This is a genomic window from Burkholderia sp. IT-111MI5 (assembly GCF_949752865.1).
Lineage (GTDB): Bacteria > Pseudomonadota > Gammaproteobacteria > Burkholderiales > Burkholderiaceae > Burkholderia > Burkholderia pyrrocinia_C.
This window is the reverse complement of record NZ_CATKIF010000022.1, coordinates 30,277-45,195: the sequence shown is the minus strand read 5'-3', so window position 1 is coordinate 45,195 and position 14,919 is coordinate 30,277. Positions and strand designations below refer to the sequence as shown.

At 68.4% G+C, this 14,919-nt stretch carries 12 protein-coding genes; 7 read left to right on the top strand and 5 right to left on the bottom strand.

Going from position 1 to position 14,919, the window contains the following annotated elements; translation table 11 throughout:
* Window positions 1-8 precede the first annotated feature (8 nt).
* The 3 genes from ACM6JT_RS18490 to ACM6JT_RS18480 form a co-directional block, all read right to left on the bottom strand.
* A complete protein-coding gene (locus ACM6JT_RS18490) occupies window positions 9-1,370 on the bottom strand; it encodes a sigma-54-dependent transcriptional regulator (RefSeq protein ID WP_175749538.1) in 1,362 nt (453 codons plus the stop codon).
* Window positions 1,360-3,243 (bottom strand): sensor histidine kinase, encoded by a 1,884-nt coding sequence (locus ACM6JT_RS18485; RefSeq protein ID WP_414857016.1) that lies wholly within the window; start codon window positions 3,241-3,243, stop codon window positions 1,360-1,362. Before ACM6JT_RS18485 ends, ACM6JT_RS18490 begins: the two co-directional genes overlap by 11 nt.
* A 145-nt stretch (window positions 3,244-3,388) precedes the next feature.
* Window positions 3,389-4,753, bottom strand: coding sequence for a 2-hydroxycarboxylate transporter family protein (locus tag ACM6JT_RS18480; RefSeq protein WP_034181762.1), 1,365 nt, complete (start codon window positions 4,751-4,753; stop codon window positions 3,389-3,391).
* A gap of 433 nt (window positions 4,754-5,186) precedes the next feature.
* Here ACM6JT_RS18480 and ACM6JT_RS18475 point away from each other — a divergent pair, with 433 nt between their 5' ends.
* From ACM6JT_RS18475 to ACM6JT_RS18445, 7 genes are read left to right on the top strand one after another with little or no spacing between them, the layout of a single operon-like run.
* Window positions 5,187-6,038, top strand: coding sequence for a MetQ/NlpA family ABC transporter substrate-binding protein (locus ACM6JT_RS18475; protein ID WP_105391035.1), 852 nt, complete (start codon window positions 5,187-5,189; stop codon window positions 6,036-6,038).
* Window positions 6,039-6,049: 11 nt separating this feature from the next.
* The gene (locus ACM6JT_RS18470) at window positions 6,050-7,462 is read left to right on the top strand and encodes an LLM class flavin-dependent oxidoreductase (RefSeq protein ID WP_414857015.1); all 1,413 of its coding nucleotides are present in this window, start codon (window positions 6,050-6,052) and stop codon (window positions 7,460-7,462) included.
* An 18-nt stretch (window positions 7,463-7,480) separates the two neighbouring features.
* Window positions 7,481-8,659: a methionine ABC transporter ATP-binding protein gene (locus ACM6JT_RS18465; protein ID WP_414857014.1), complete on the top strand. Its 1,179-nt coding sequence runs from the start codon at window positions 7,481-7,483 to the stop codon at window positions 8,657-8,659.
* Window positions 8,652-9,308: a methionine ABC transporter permease gene (locus ACM6JT_RS18460; protein ID WP_027781522.1), complete on the top strand. Its 657-nt coding sequence runs from the start codon at window positions 8,652-8,654 to the stop codon at window positions 9,306-9,308. Before ACM6JT_RS18465 ends, ACM6JT_RS18460 begins: the two co-directional genes overlap by 8 nt.
* A 54-nt stretch (window positions 9,309-9,362) precedes the next feature.
* Window positions 9,363-10,214: a hypothetical protein gene (locus tag ACM6JT_RS18455; RefSeq protein ID WP_131949186.1), complete on the top strand. Its 852-nt coding sequence runs from the start codon at window positions 9,363-9,365 to the stop codon at window positions 10,212-10,214.
* Window positions 10,211-11,422 (top strand): acyl-CoA dehydrogenase family protein, encoded by a 1,212-nt coding sequence (locus ACM6JT_RS18450; RefSeq protein ID WP_243565725.1) that lies wholly within the window; start codon window positions 10,211-10,213, stop codon window positions 11,420-11,422. Before ACM6JT_RS18455 ends, ACM6JT_RS18450 begins: the two co-directional genes overlap by 4 nt.
* A gap of 44 nt (window positions 11,423-11,466) precedes the next feature.
* Window positions 11,467-11,658, top strand: a complete 192-nt coding sequence (locus ACM6JT_RS18445; RefSeq protein ID WP_034181767.1) for a hypothetical protein — start codon at window positions 11,467-11,469, stop codon at window positions 11,656-11,658.
* 125 nt (window positions 11,659-11,783) lie between these two features.
* On the opposite strand, the gene ACM6JT_RS18440 is transcribed toward ACM6JT_RS18445, so the two are convergent.
* Both ACM6JT_RS18440 and ACM6JT_RS18435 read right to left on the bottom strand, forming a co-directional pair.
* A complete protein-coding gene (locus ACM6JT_RS18440; protein ID WP_131949188.1) occupies window positions 11,784-13,469 on the bottom strand; it encodes a YadA family autotransporter adhesin in 1,686 nt (561 codons plus the stop codon).
* 420 nt (window positions 13,470-13,889) lie between these two features.
* A complete protein-coding gene (locus ACM6JT_RS18435) occupies window positions 13,890-14,735 on the bottom strand; it encodes a helix-turn-helix domain-containing protein (RefSeq protein WP_131949189.1) in 846 nt (281 codons plus the stop codon).
* Window positions 14,736-14,919 lie beyond the last annotated feature (184 nt).

The following is a 14,919-nucleotide window of genomic DNA, read 5'->3' as shown; positions in this document are numbered from 1 at the left end:
TGTCCGCGTCATTCGCCGCCGTCGGCCGCCGCGTCGCCGCGCGCGGGAATCCGCAGGTTGCGCAGCTTGTGATAGAGCGTCTTCTTCGGCATGCCGAGCGCGACGCTCGCATCCGCAACGTTGCCGTGGTGACGCTGCAGCATGTCCTCGATCAGCATCCGCTCGAAATACGCGAGCTGTTCCGCGAGCGTGCCGCCCACGGCTGGCGCGCCGCCCGACGACAGCAGGCTGTCGCCGGTCAGCCCGAGCACGAAGCGGTCGGCCACGTTCTGCAGTTCGCGCACGTTGCCGGGCCACGCGTGCGTCATCAGTTCGGACACCTGTGCAGCCGTGACGACCGGCGCCGGCTGCCCGAAGCGCCGCGCGGCCGCGAGCACGAAATGCTCGAACAGCAGCGGCACGTCCTCGCGCCGCTCGCGCAGCGGCGGCAGCTCGATCTGCGCGACGTTGAGGCGATACAGCAGATCCGCGCGAAAGCGCCCGTCGGCCGCGAGTTCGGCGAGATCGGCCTTCGATGCGGCAACCACGCGGCAATCGACCGGAATCAGCTCGTTCGCGCCGAGCCGCTCGACCACGCGCTCCTGCAGCACGCGCAGCATCTTGATCTGCAGCGAAATCGGCATCGTCTCGATCTCGTCGAGGAACAGCGTGCCGCCGTGCGCCCACTCGATCTTGCCGATGCGCTTCTTGATCGCACCGGTGAACGCGCCGGCCTCGTGGCCGAACAGTTCGCTCTCGAAGATCTGCTCGGGCAGGCCGCCGCAGTTCAGCGCGACGAAATGCGCATCGCGCCGGCCGCCGAAGTCGTGCAGGCTGCGCGCGATCAGTTCCTTGCCGGTGCCGGTTTCGCCGGTGATCAGCACCGACACCGACGTATCGGCGAGGCGCAGGATTTTCTTGCGCACGTCGGCCATCGCAGGCGACTTGCCGAGCACGTACGCCTCGATGCCCTGCCAGTTGTTGAGCGCCGCGCGCAGCCCCTGCACCTCGAGCGTCAGGCGGCGCTTCTCGACCGCGCGCGCGACGCGGCCGGCGATTACATCCGACGAGAACGGCTTCTCGATGAAGTCGTACGCGCCGACCTGCATCGCGCCGACGGCCGTCGAGATATCCGCGTGGCCGCTGATCAGCACGACCGGGATCTGCGCATCGACGGCCATCACGCGGTCGAGCAGCTGCAGCCCGTCGATGCCCGGCATCCGCACGTCCGACACGATCACCACCGGCGCGCCGGGCGCGACGTGCGCGAGCGCGTCGGCGGCCGACGCGAACGCGTCGACCGGGAACCCGGCGAGCGCGACGGCCTGCTCGACGCCGATCCGGACGTTTTCATCGTCCTCGACGACCAGCACCCGAATCTCATCTTCCATGCTCTGTCCTTTGCAGCGTCGCCGCCGCGAATTCGATACTGAACTGCGCGCCGCCTTCGTCGCGGTTCGTCGCGGCGATCTTCGCGCCGAACGCCTCGACGATGCGCGACGTGATCGCGAGGCCGAGCCCGAGGCCCTGGCCGCGCGGCTTGGTCGTGACGAACGGCTCGAACAGGTGCGGCAGCACGTCGGGCGCGATGCCGGCGCCGCTGTCGGCGATCGTGAAGCGCACGCGGCCGGCTTCGTCCGCCTCGGCCGCCTCGATGACGATGCGGCGCACGGGCGCATCGTGCACCGCGTCGAGCGCGTTGCCGAGCAGGTTCACGATCACCTGCTGCAACTGGCTCGATTCGGCCGACACCGCCGTGCCGGGTGCGATGTTCACGTCGAGCCGCACGCCTTCGGCGCGGATCCGCGCGTCGTAGATGAGCCGCGCATGCGCAACGGCCTCGTTCAGCGACACCGCGACGCGCTCGACGTCGGGCTTGCGCGCGAAGGTCTTCAGCTCGCCGGTGAGCACCGCCATGCTGTCGACGAGCTTGCCGATCCGTTCGAGATTGGCATCCGCCTGCGCCGGTTGGCCGCGCGCGAAGAACGTGCGCGCGTTGTCGCACAGCGTGCGGATCGCGACGAGCGGCTGGTTCAGCTCGTGCGTGAGGCCGGCGGCCATCTGCCCGAGCACCGCGAGCTTGCCCGCGTGCACGACTTCCTGCTGCGAATCGCGCAGCCGCTGCTCGGTGCGCTCGCGCTCGTCGATCTCGCGCTGCATCCGCTCGTTCGCGGCCGTCAGCGCGGCCGTGCGCTGTGCGACGGTCAGTTCGAGCCGGTCGTTCGCGCGGCGCAGCGCATCCTGTGCGCTCAGCCGCGCGACGATCGCCCGGCGGCGCTGGATCGCGTAGCCGGCCAGCAGCGCGGCGATCAGGAACGCGCCCGTGACGAACACGAACGCCGTCTGCTGCTGGCGCCGCGCGCCCGCGATGTCGAGCAGCACCATCAGCGAATCGCCGGCCTGCGGCGCGGGCCGCGACATCACCAGATAGCGCGTGCTGCGGCCGGCGCGGCGCGGATCGGGGAACGCGCCGAGCCACGCGGCCGCGCTGCGGTCGCCGATGCGGCGGTACGGCAGCGCGTCGACGGTACGGCCCGCGTATTGACGCGACGCCTGGATGTCGTGCTGCTGCTGCGCGGTGATCGGGCGCAGCGCGGTGAATTTCCATGCGGGTTCGGTCGAGATCACGACCACGCCGTTGCTGTCGACGACCATCGCGGCGACGCCCGGCGCGCGCCATGCCGATTCGAGCGAATCGACGCTGATCTTCACGGCGGCCACGCCGATCGGCACGCCGCCGTCGCGCACCGCGCTGGCGAAGTAGACGCCCGGCACGCCCGTGTTGGTGCCGATGCCGAAGAAGCGGCCGCTGCCGCGCGCGAGTGCATCCTTGAAGTACGGCCGGTACGACACGTTGGTGCCGACGAAGCTGATCGTCTCGTTCCAGTTGCTGGCGGCGATCACTTCGCCCTGCAGGTCGATCACGTCAACGGCGCCGCTGCCCGCATCGCGGTTCACGGCTTCGAGGTACGTGTTCACCTTGTGCACGAGGTCGGGCGCGTCGTGTGGCGCGGCCTTCAGCATCGCACGCACGCCGTCCTGCCGCGCGACCAGGCCGGGCAGGATCTCGAAGCGGCCGAGCTCGCTTTTCAGGCTCGACGCATACAGGTCGAGCCGGTGCGCGCCGGTTTCCTCGAGCGCGTCGATCGCGCGTTCCCATGCGAAATCGACGGCCGCAGCGGCCACGCCGACATACAGCACGGCGGCCGACGCCCAGCCCCACCACGGGATCCCCTTGAAGCTTTTCTGCACGTTCGCCCTCATCGAAACCCGCAACCGGCCGTCCGCAACCGGTCGTCCGCAACCGGCCGTCCGCAACCGGCCGTCCGCAACGACGCGCGCCGCGCGCCGGCAAGGCCGGCGGCGGCGCGTGCAAAGCAGCCGGCGCGACGAGGCGCGCTGCGGTGCGTCACCCGAAGTGCGCGACCAGGATCAGCGTGACCGTGACGACGATCGCGCCGCCGATGCGCGTCGCGATCTGCGCGAACGGCATCAACTGCATCCGGTTCGCGGCGGTCAGGATCGCGACGTCGCCGGTGCCGCCTTGCCCGCTATGGCACGCGTTCACGATTGCGGTGTCGATAGGGTACATCTTCATCAGGCGGCCGACCACGAAACCGGTGCCCATCAGCGTCGCGACGGTCGACACGATGGTCACGACGTTGACGATCGTGAACGCGGCGGTCAGCTTGTCCCACGGCGTCATCGCGACGCCGATCGCGAACAGCAGCGGATACGTGACGGCGGTCGAGAAGAACTTGTAGACGACGAACGCGCCTTCCTGCAGCGGCGGCGACACCGCGCGCGCGAGCTTCACGAGCACCGCGAGGAACAGCATCGCGACCGGTGCGGGCAGGCCGAACAGCTTGTGCGCCATCAGGCCGACGAGGTACAGCGTGATCGCCGTGATGCCGGCGCCCGCGATGTGCGTGACGTCGACGTGGCCGCGGATTTCTTCGTTTTCCGGCGTCATGTCGCCGCTTTCGCCGACCTGCAGGCGGCCGTTGCCGGTCAGGTGCGGCAGGCGCTTGCCGAGCATGTCGAGCGCGCCCGACAGGATGATCGCGGTCAGGCTGCCGAGCATCACCGGCGGCAGCACCATCGCGAACATCTCGCCTTGCGGCAGGTGCATCAGTTCCGAATAGCCGATCGACAGCGGAATCGCGCCTTCGCCGACGCCGCCGGCCATGATCGGCACGACGATGTACAGCAGCGTGTGGCGCGCGCCGAGGCCGAGCGCGGTGCCCACCGCCGTGCCGACGATCGCCGCGGCGACCGAGCCGACGGCGAGCGGGACGAAGATCTTCGCGAAGCCCTGGATCAGCACGCGGCGATCCATGCTCAGGATGCTGCCGACGATGATCGACGCGATGAACAGGTACAGGAAGTTGGTCGACTTCGTGAATTCGACGGTCAGGTTCAGCACCGGCTTCGGCAGCAGGTGGTAGTACGTGAGCGCCGACGGCACGAAGGTCGCGAAGATCGCGGCCGCGCCGATGTTGCGCAGCAGCGGCAGGCGCTTGCCGAGTTCGGCGCACGTGAAGCCGAAGAACGCGAGCACGGCGATCGCCATCGAGATTTCGCCGGGCACCTTGCCCGTCACCGCGAAGCCGACGATCAGCCCGAACAGGATCACGTAGACCGGCAGCGGGATGATGCCGATGCGGATTTCCATCAGCTTCCACCAGCCTTCCGGCCAGAAGCGTGCGCGCGTGGCGGGACCGGCTTCGGCAATCGGCTCGGGATGGGACGGGGTATGGATAGAGGTCTGCAAGACGTGTCTCCTGATGTTGGAATGCCTGCTTTGCTTCGCGGCATCGTGTGCCGACTATTACGCAACCTCCGTGCCAAGGTATCGGCCTGTCGGCATGTTTGCAGATCATTGATTCATAAGGGATTTGTATCGTCTGCGGAAAGAATGATGCGAAGGCCGTTCCGAGATTTCGGAATTCGCGCGGCGGGCAGGCCGAGATTTCGGCCGGATGGCCGGCCAGGCACCCGGCCGCGCCCGATCTCGCGCCCGATCTCGCGCCATATCGCCGCGCGCGATTTTCTTCGCACAATCGCTTCGTAGACCGCCCCTCCGCCGCTCTCTATCATCGGCTGATCCTTTTCCGATGCGACGACGACTGTCCGGAGAACGCCCGCGCGTTCGCCGCGGCGTCGCTCATCCGTCGATACCGTCTTTGGACAGGAGAGTGGTTTCCATGCTGCATGCCGTTTTTTCCGCCCGCTTTTCCTCCGGCCGCTTCGCGCGGCCGGCCCGCCTGCTGGCGGCCGCGCTGCTCGCCGGGTTGTTCGGCGTCGGGCTGCTGAACGGCGCGCGCGCCGACACCGCGCCGCTGAAGGTCGGCATCTCGACCAGCCCGCAGATCGAAGCGCTGAAGATCGCCGCGAAGGAGGCGAAGGCGCAGGGGCTCGACGTGAAGATCGTCGAGTTCACCGACTGGAATACGCCGAACGCGGCGCTCGCGAACAAGGACATCGACGTCAACTACTTCCAGCACATCCCGTTTCTCGAGAACGCGAACAAACAGGGCGGCTACAACTTCGTGTCGATCGCGCCCGGCACGATCATGAAGATCGGCCTCTATTCGAAGAAGGTGAAAAGCTTTGCCGAGTTGAAGGACGGCGCGCGCGTCGCGATCGCGAACGATCCGGTGAACGGCGGGCGCGGGCTGTTGCTGCTGCAGCGCGCGGGGCTGATCACGCTGAAGCCGGGCGCCGACTATCGCGCGACGACGCACGACATCGTGTCCAACCCGAAGCACCTGAAGATCATCCCGCTCGAAGCGTCGCAGCTCGCGCGTTCGCTCGACGACGTCGATCTCGCGCAGGGCTACCCGAGCTTCATCAAGCTCGCCGGCACGACCGACCCGAACAGCGCGCTGCTGTTCGACGGCACCGAGAACAAGATCTTCGCGATCCAGTGGGTCGTGCGGCCCGACAGCGTGAACGACCCGCGCATCCGCAAGTTCATCTCGATCTACCAGCACTCGCCGGCCGTGCGCAAGGCGCTCGACAACGCGTTCGGCTCGCTGTACGCGATCGCGTGGTGACGGAGGCGAACATGACGACGGCGAACCGGAAGAAGATCCTGCTCAACGCATTCAACATGAACTGCGTCGGGCACATCAATCACGGGTTGTGGACGCATCCGCGCGACCGCTCCGCGCACTACACCGATCTCGACTACTGGGCCGATCTCGCGAAGACGCTCGAGCGCGGCAAGTTCGACGGGATCTTTCTCGCGGACATCGTCGGCGTGTACGACGTGTTCGGCGGCGGCCCCGACGCCGCGCTGCGCGAATCGGTGCAGGTGCCCGTCAACGATCCGCTGCTGCTCGTGCCCGCGATGGCGCAGGTCACGCGCCATCTCGGCTTCGGCGTGACCGCGAACCTGACCTACGAGCCGCCTTACCTGTTCGCGCGCCGCATGTCGACGCTCGATCACCTGACGAAGGGGCGCGTCGGCTGGAACATCGTCACCGGTTATCTCGACAGCGCCGCGCGCGGGATGGGCCTCCCGCAGCAGATCGGCCACGACGACCGCTACGAGCGCGCGGACGACTACATGGACGTCGTCTACAAGCTGTGGGAACAGAGCTGGGACGACGATGCGGTGATCCGCGATGCACAGGCACGCGTGTTCGCGCAGCCGGGCAAGGTGCGGCGCGTGAAGCACGACGGGCCGTTCTATTCGGTCGACGCGATCCACCTGAGCGAGCCGTCGCTGCAGCGCACGCCGGTGCTGTACCAGGCCGGTTCGTCCGCGCGCGGCGTCGAGTTCGCGGGCCGGCACGCGGAATGCGTGTTCGTGAACGGGCAGAGCAAGGCCGCCGCGCGCGCGGCCGCACTCGACATCCGCGCGGCCGCCGCGCGGCAGGGGCGCGATCCGGCGTCGATCCGGATCTTCGCGGGCGTGAGCGTCGTGACGGCCGAAACCGAGCGGCTCGCGCGCGAGAAATTCGACGAATACCGGCGCTACGCGAGCCCCGAAGCCGGCCTCGCGCATTTCGCGAGCTCGACCGGCATCGACTTCGCGAAGTACGGCCTCGACGAACCGATCTCGTACGTGAAGACCGATTCGATCCAGTCGGCCGTCGACGCGATCTCGCGCAAGAGCACGACCGGCACGTGGACCGTGCGCCGGATGCTCGAACAGATGTCGCTCGGCGGACGTTATGCGCCGATCATCGGTTCGCCGTCGCAGGTTGCGGACGAGCTGCAGTCGTGGATCGACGAGACCGGCATCGACGGCTTCAACCTGACGCGCACCGTGATGCCCGAGTCATTCGAGGATTTCGTCGACTGGGTCGTGCCCGAGCTGCAGAACCGCGGCGTCTACAAGGAAGACTACGATCCCGCGCCGACGCTGCGCGAGAAACTGTTCGGCGCGGGTGCGCGCCTGCCTGCGTGGCATACCGGCGCGCAGCATCGGCCGGCCGCCGCGGCCGAACCCGCGCAACCCGCGCATGCCTGAACGTGACGGAGCGAAGCGATGACGCAATTGTTCGATACGCTGGGTTTCATCGACGCATCGGCCGCGCGCGCCGGCGCTGCTTCGACGACGCATGACGTGGCGGCCGCTCAGGCTGGCGGCGTTGCCGTGTCGCTGGAGCAGGTCGGCAAGGTGTTCGCGACGCCGCGCGGCCAGGCCGCCGCGCTGCGCGACGTGACGCTCGACGTGCGGCGCGGCGAGGTGTTCGGGATCATCGGCCGCAGCGGCGCGGGGAAGTCGACGCTGCTGCGGCTCCTGAACGGCCTCGAACGGCCGAGCTCGGGCCGCGTGCGCGTGCAGGGCGTCGACGTCGGCGCGCTCGACGAGGACGGCCTCGTCGCACTGCGCCGCCGCACCGGCATGGTGTTCCAGCATTTCAACCTGCTGTCCGCGAAGACGGTATTCGAGAACGTCGCGCTGCCGCTGAAGATCGCCGGCGTGCCGAAGGCCGAGCGCGTGCGCAAGGTCGACGCGCTGCTCGAACTCGTCGGGCTGACCGCGAAACGCGACGCGTATCCGGCGAGCCTGTCGGGCGGGCAGAAGCAGCGGGTCGGCATTGCGCGCGCGCTCGTGCACGATCCTGAGGTGCTGTTGTGCGACGAGGCGACGTCGGCGCTCGACCCCGAGACGACGCAGTCGATCCTCGCGCTGCTCGCCGACATCAACCGCCGCCTCGGGCTGACGATCGTGCTGATCACGCACGAGATGGAAGTGATCCGCGCGGTGTGCGACACGGTCGCGGTGATCGAACAGGGCGAAGTCGTCGAAACGGGCCCGGTATGGCGCGTGTTCGGCGATCCGCGCCACGGCGCGACGCGCGCGCTGCTCAGCACGCTGGTGCACGACCTGCCGGCCGAGCTGGCCGCGCGCGTGCAGCCGCTGCCCGAGCAGGCCGCGTTGCCGGACGGCGCGCAGGTCGTGCTCGACGTTCGTTATACGGGCGAGAGCGGCGGCGAGCCGGACGTCGGCGCGCTCGCGGCGGCGCTCGGCGGCTCCGTGCGTTTCCTGCACGGCGGGATCGAGCGGATTCAGGGGCATGCGCAGGGGCGGCTCGTGATCGCGGCCGCGCCGGGCGCGGATGACGCCGGCCAGTCGTCGGCACGCGGCGGCGCGGTTGCCGCGCTGCTCGAGCGTGCACGCCGCCATGCGAATCACGCGGAGGTGCTCGGCTATGTTTGAACTCTGGTGGCCCGAACTGCTCGACGCGATCCGCGACACGCTGTCGATGGTCGCCGCATCGGCCGCGATCGCGGCGCTGATCGGCATCCCGCTCGCGGTGATCCTCGTGACGACCGCGCCCGGCGGCATCTACGCGCGGCGCGGCGTGAACGCGGTGCTCGGCGCGCTCGTCAACGTGTTCCGCTCGACGCCGTTCATCATCCTGCTCGTCGCGCTGCTGCCGTTCACGCGCGTGCTGATCGGCACGACGATCGGCGTATGGGCGGCCGTCGTGCCGCTGTCGATCGCCGCGATCCCGTTCTTCGCGCGGATCGCCGAGGTGAGCCTGCGCGAAGTCGATCGCGGGCTGATCGAGGCCGCGCTCGCGATGGGCGCGAAGCGCCGCCACATCGTGTGGCACGTGCTGCTGCCCGAGGCGCTGCCCGGCATGCTCGGCGGCTTCACGATCACCGTCGTCGCGCTGATCGGCTCGACCGCGATGGCGGGCGCCGTCGGCGCGGGCGGGCTCGGCGATCTCGCGATCCGCTACGGCTATCAGCGCTTCGACACCACTGTGATGGCGACCGTGATCGTGATCCTGATCGCACTCGTTTCGGCCGTGCAAATCACGGGCGACCGCCTGGTCCGACGCGTGACCCGGCGTACCTGAGCAGTGCCACAAGCACCCGCTCGTTTCATTCATGACCCTGAGAGAACGATATCCATGACCTTGCCCATCGGCGCGCCGCGCGAATGGAACGGAGAATTCGAGGAAGCGCTGTTTCTCGACGTGGCGCGACGCCATCGTCCCGGCTTCCCGACCAAGCTGGCCACGCCGCCGCGCGAGCCGTCCAACGCGGACGAACTGGCCGCCGTCGCCGACTACTACACGAAGATGGCGTCGCACGACCTGTTCATCGTGCAGGTCGTCGCGAAGGCGATCGACACGCTGTTCCGCGACGATCCGCATTTCCAGCTGATCCTGTCGCGCCAGCTCGGCGACGACGGCGCACATGCGGTGATCGGCCGCGAGCGCGTGAGCGAACTGACGGGGCGCGATCCGCTGCCGGAAGTCGACCGGCTCGTCGCCGCGCACTGGGCGCGCATCGGCGATATCGCGGTGCGCGACGTGGCGGGTTTTCTCGCGTTCGAATGGCATTACGAGCTGCACATCCTCGCGAAGCTGTGGATCCAGCGCAAGACCGGCCGCATCGGCGACGGCGCGATGCGCGAGCACGGCGAGAACCGGATCCGGCCGGACGAGGAGTGGCATCGCGTGCAGATCGTGCAGTGGTGGTTCGACAAGCTCGCCGCGCTGCCGGCGGCGGAACGCGACGCGCTGATCGATCGCGTGATCGAGGCCGACGAGGAAACGCAGGCTCGGCTCGACGGTTATCTGCACGACGAGTACGCGCATACCGCGCATGTGTTCGGCGCGGATATCGCTGAATACCGCGCGATCTACGACGACTGGCGGCGCGAGATCCTGTCGCGGTTGACCGGCAGGCGCGAACTCGGGAAACTCGTGCCGTTGTCGGACGCCGTCTCGACCCAGGAACAGGAAGCCGTCGCATGAACGATCCACGCGGCCCGGCGACGCTCGCCGCGGCAACGGATGTGTCAGCAATCGATCGGGACGCACTTGCACGCGTTATCGACGCACTGCGTGCAACCGCCGCCGCACGTGACCGCGCGGGCGGTCACGCGGCGCAGGAGAAACAGTGGCTCGCCGACGCGGGCCTGCTGACGCTCGCGGTGCCGCGCGCGTTCGGCGGGCAGGAAGCCGCGTGGCCCGCGATCTACGACGCGATCCGACAGATCGCGCGAGTCGACAGTGCGCTCGCGCATCTCGTCGGGTTCCAGTGCCTGCAGGTGGTGAGCGTCGACGTATGGGGCAGCGCCGCGCAGCGCGAACGTTATCTGCGCGGCACGGTCGAGCAGCGCTGGTGGTGGGGCAATGCGGTCAATCCGCTCGACACGCGCCTCGTTGCGACCGCGACGCCGGACGGCGGCTACCGGCTCGACGGCGTGAAGGGCTTCTGTTCGGGCACGCGCGGTTCGCAGCGGATGACGGTGTCCGCGCACGATCCGGAAACCGGCCGCACCGTGTTCGGCGTGGTGCCGACCGATCGCCCGGGGATCGCGGTCAACGACGACTGGGACCCGATCGGCCAGCGCCAGACCGACAGCGGCAGCGTGCGCTTCGACGGCGTAACGCTCGCGCCGGACGAGGTGCTGCACCGTTCCGAGACGCCGCCGACGCCGCGCGCGACGCTGCGCACGCTCGTGTCGCAGCTCGTGCTGACGAATCTGTTCGTCGGGCTTGCGGAAGGCGCGCTGACGGAAGCGCGCGACTATGTGCTGAAGCATGGCCGGCCGTGGATTCACTCGGACGCCGCGCAGGCGAGTGACGATCCGTACACGCTGCAGCGCTTCGGCGACATGCGCGTGCGGGCCGTTGCCGCGGCGGCGCTGGCCGATCGCGCGGCCGGCGCGTTGCAGCACGCGTGGGCGCGGCACGATGCGCTGACGTCGGACGAGCGAGCGGAGGTGGCGCTCGCGGTATCGGACGCGAAGATCGTCGCGCAGCGCGCGGCGCTTGACAACGGCGAGGCGCTGTTCGACGCATGCGGCGCGCGTGCGACGGCTGCGTCGCTCGGCCTCGACCGCTTCTGGCGGAATGCGCGCACACATACGCTGCACGATCCGCTCGACTATCGGCTGCGCGATGTCGGCCGGTTCGCGCTGAAGGGAGAATTGCCGCCGGCGTCGCTGTATACGTGATACGTGACGACGGGGCCGCGGCGGTGGCGCTTCGCGGTGGCTCCATGCCGACCGACAAGCGCCGGTGCCTGCCGCCCATGCCGGCACATCGTTTGTTCCACGTGCTGGACGTCTTCGACGGATGCGCGGTCACGGGCTGGCCCGTGGTTGTGCATGGGCAGATAGCCGTGCGCGACGGCGAGCTGAACAGGCAGCCGGCAGGGCAGACCGCGACGTTTCCGGATACGGCGGCGTAGCCGGCTGCGGCGACCGGGAAACCGGCGTGCCGCGTGAGACCGTGGCGCCATCGACGCGGTCGCGCCGATGGCTTGCCTTGCGGCGTCAAGCAACCGTCTCTTGATGCTTCACGGGCCGAGCACGCTTACCAGCGGTAGCCGACGCCCGCACCCGCACCGAACGAGCCGTGGCCGGAAACTGCCGTCGTCACCGAACCCTTGACCAGCCATTTCGCCGTCGCGACGGAAAGACCGACCGCCATCGCGCTTTGACCGCCATACGTGCCGCCGCCGAGCGCGACCACCTTTTCACCTGGCAGTACGGCCTGCGGCATGTTCGCCATCGCGATCGCGCTTGCCGTGCCCGCATTCGCGTCTTTGCGGTACTTCGACATTTCTTCGCGAACCGAATTGATTGCGCCGTTCAACTGACGCACGTTGACGCCGTCCGTCGGCGCCGTGCCGTCGGCCATGTTGGTGAGCTGACGCTCGGCGCCCGGCGCGCCGATCGATACCGTGTTGTCCCGATCGGCGACCGAATTCGCACCCAACGCGACCGAATTGCTGGCGGTCGCGCGGCTGTTCGTGCCGATCGCGGTAGAGTCCTTGCCGGAGACATTCGACCCTGCGCCGATCGCGGTTCCGTTCGGCGCGGTGACGGTGGAATTGACGCCGATGCCCGTACCGTTATTGCCCGAGACATTGGAGCCGTCGCCGATCGCGGTCCCGTTCGGCACGCTGACCCGCGTATTTTTGCCGATTGCGGTGTCTGTATCGTCCGTCACCGTGCCGCTCGGGACGCTCGACGAAATTTTGCCGACGGTCGTCGTGAGCGTTGCCAGATCCGCCGTCAACGTGGAAACCTGGTTTGCGATCGAGAAGAGCTGCGAGCCGTTGACTGCATCCGTGCTGGTCGCGCTGATCGCGCCGGCCGCGACGTTCACGATCTGACGCTCGGCGCCCGCGCTGCCGACGCTGACCACGCCCACCGGCGTGCCGGCGAAGCCGCCGTAGCTGACGCCGTTGAGCGTCACGCTGTTGACGGTGGTGAAAGCGCGCGTAGATGCGTTCGAACCCAGTGCGACGGAATTCGCATCGGCGGCGTTCGCGCCTTCGCCGATCGCGACCGCATTCACTGCGGATGCCGTCGCACGCGCAATGGCGATGCTCCCGACAGCGGAGGCCGAACTGTCGACGCCGAGCGCTACCGCATCGTTCGCGCCGGCGTTTGCCTGAAAGCCGAGTGACGTACCGCCGGCCGCAAGGCTGCCCTTGCCCACGGCCGTGGAGAATGTCGTGGTGGCGCTGGCGCTTTGCCCGACCGCCGTCGACTGGTCGACGGCGAACGCGCCCTGGCCGAAGGCGGATGCCGTCGCGCCGTTCGCGATGGCTCCGTTGCCGACTGCCGTCGCCTGGGTTCCGACCGCGCTTGAGGCCGCGCCCATCGCCGTTGCCTGGTCGCCGGTTGCCACGGCATTTCCGCCGACGGCCGTCGCAAACGTACCGGTCGCGGCCGCCATGCGGCCGATCGCGACGGTTTCGCTATAGGCTCCGGTCGACGAGCCCGAATTCGCGACTGCCGCAGTGCCGATCGCCACGTTGTCGCAGCCCGTTGCAGCGGCCGGATACGTGCCGCTTCCCGAGATGGCGATGTTGCCGACGCAGCCGGCCGACGTTTCGGTCGACGTCCCGTTCTGCACATAGTCGGCGCGTGCGGGTGCGGAAGCCGCGAATGCGACAACCGCTGCGCTCACGGCGATGGCCAGTGCTGCTTTCGACTGCGCCGGCGCGCGCAGTTCCGGATTCCCCAACCCTCGATGCATTTTGCTCATGTTTTTTCCTAGGCTCGATATAAAAATTGTGTTGTGGCTTGCTTGTCGTTCTCACGATTTCCCGATCGCAGTGCATTCGCGATTTTTTTACCGAAGCCCTTGTTCGAATACAGTCAGATTGAAAAGATGTCCTAAACAAATTTGACATTCGACGGAGTGAGTCCAGGGGGAAATGGCACGGGTGCCGCGACATTTGATGTTTCCCGGAACGCGGACGCGTCCCGGATCTGCAGCATTGAGATGCGACGACGCATTTTGATCGGACTCACCCGCGCCCATGTTTGCCATGGCGCCCGATCTCTATGCTTTGGGGAAAGTTCGTCGTCTTGATGGTTGCGCCGACCGCCGGCATACCGGTCCTGGGCGCGGAAGCGGGCGTTCGGGCGTCGGCTTCCGTCAATCTCCGCTGCGCGCTTGCTACTACGCTGCCAACGCGTCCGCCAGCTTCCGCATCGCGTCCACCGTTTCCGGATTCGCCGGAAAGAACGCCTCGATCGCGAGTTCCGACAGCGTCACGTCGACCGGCGTGCCGAACACCGTCGTCGTACTGAAGAACGTCAGCTCGCCGCCCGCGGTGCGCAGCCGCAGCGGCACGGCAATATCCGCGAAGTCGGTGCGCGCGTGCGTGTCGTCGCGCTGGCCGGCCGGCACCGGATACGCGGCGAGCTCGTCGCGCAGCGCATGCAGAGTGCGGTCGCCGCTCGCATCGATCTGCCGCTGCAGCCGATGCAGGATGTGCGCGCGCCATTCATGCCAGTTGACGATCTGCGACGCGAGGCCGTCCGGATGCAGGCTCAGCCGCAGCACGTTGACGGGCGGCTGCAGCAGCGACGGATCGGCCTGCGCGACCAGCGCGCCGAGCATCCGGTTCGCGGCGAGCAGCGTCCAGTGGCGGTCGACCGCGAGCGCCGGGTACGGCTCGTGGCCGCGCAGCACGGCTTCCACCGCATGGCGCGCGGCATCCAGTTGCGGATCCGAGAACGGCCGCTCGCGAAAGAGCGGCGCAAAGCCGGCCGCAACCAGTAGCGCATTGCGTTCGCGCAGCGGCACGTCGAGCCGCTCCGCGAGATGCAGCACCATCTCGCGGCTCGGCTGTGCGCGGCCCGATTCGACGAAGCTCAGGTGGCGCGCGGAGACTTCCGCGTCGAGCGCGAGCGCCATCTGGCTCAGGCGCCGGCGCTGGCGCCACGTGCGCAGCAGCGGGCCGATGCCGGACGCGCGGCCGGCGGACGGGGAGGGCGAATGGAGGGCGGCGGTCGGGTTCATGCAGCAGATGATAGGCAATCCCGCGCACGTTGGGCATTACCTGCGACGTAAGCATCGCGCCGTTCCCCCCGGGCGCCCCCGGCGCTGCGTTACCATAGCCTCCGTGCCACCTGAGAGGCGATTCCGGACCCGCGACGACAACGCATGGGCCGGTTCCGCGCACGTTTACAACAAGGCATTCCAG

Coding starts and splice junctions, on each gene's coding strand:
- ACM6JT_RS18475 (WP_105391035.1), top strand. CDS start 5,187: ATGCTGCATGCCGTTTTTTCCGCCCGCTTTTCCTCCGGCCGCTTCGCG.
- ACM6JT_RS18440 (WP_131949188.1), bottom strand. CDS start 13,469: ATGAGCAAAATGCATCGAGGGTTGGGGAATCCGGAACTGCGCGCGCCG.
- ACM6JT_RS18435 (WP_131949189.1), bottom strand. CDS start 14,735: ATGAACCCGACCGCCGCCCTCCATTCGCCCTCCCCGTCCGCCGGCCGC.
- ACM6JT_RS18460 (WP_027781522.1), top strand. CDS start 8,652: ATGTTTGAACTCTGGTGGCCCGAACTGCTCGACGCGATCCGCGACACG.
- ACM6JT_RS18450 (WP_243565725.1), top strand. CDS start 10,211: ATGAACGATCCACGCGGCCCGGCGACGCTCGCCGCGGCAACGGATGTG.
- ACM6JT_RS18465 (WP_414857014.1), top strand. CDS start 7,481: ATGACGCAATTGTTCGATACGCTGGGTTTCATCGACGCATCGGCCGCG.
- ACM6JT_RS18490 (WP_175749538.1), bottom strand. CDS start 1,370: ATGGAAGATGAGATTCGGGTGCTGGTCGTCGAGGACGATGAAAACGTC.
- ACM6JT_RS18455 (WP_131949186.1), top strand. CDS start 9,363: ATGACCTTGCCCATCGGCGCGCCGCGCGAATGGAACGGAGAATTCGAG.
- ACM6JT_RS18445 (WP_034181767.1), top strand. CDS start 11,467: ATGCCGACCGACAAGCGCCGGTGCCTGCCGCCCATGCCGGCACATCGT.
- ACM6JT_RS18485 (WP_414857016.1), bottom strand. CDS start 3,243: ATGAGGGCGAACGTGCAGAAAAGCTTCAAGGGGATCCCGTGGTGGGGC.
- ACM6JT_RS18470 (WP_414857015.1), top strand. CDS start 6,050: ATGACGACGGCGAACCGGAAGAAGATCCTGCTCAACGCATTCAACATG.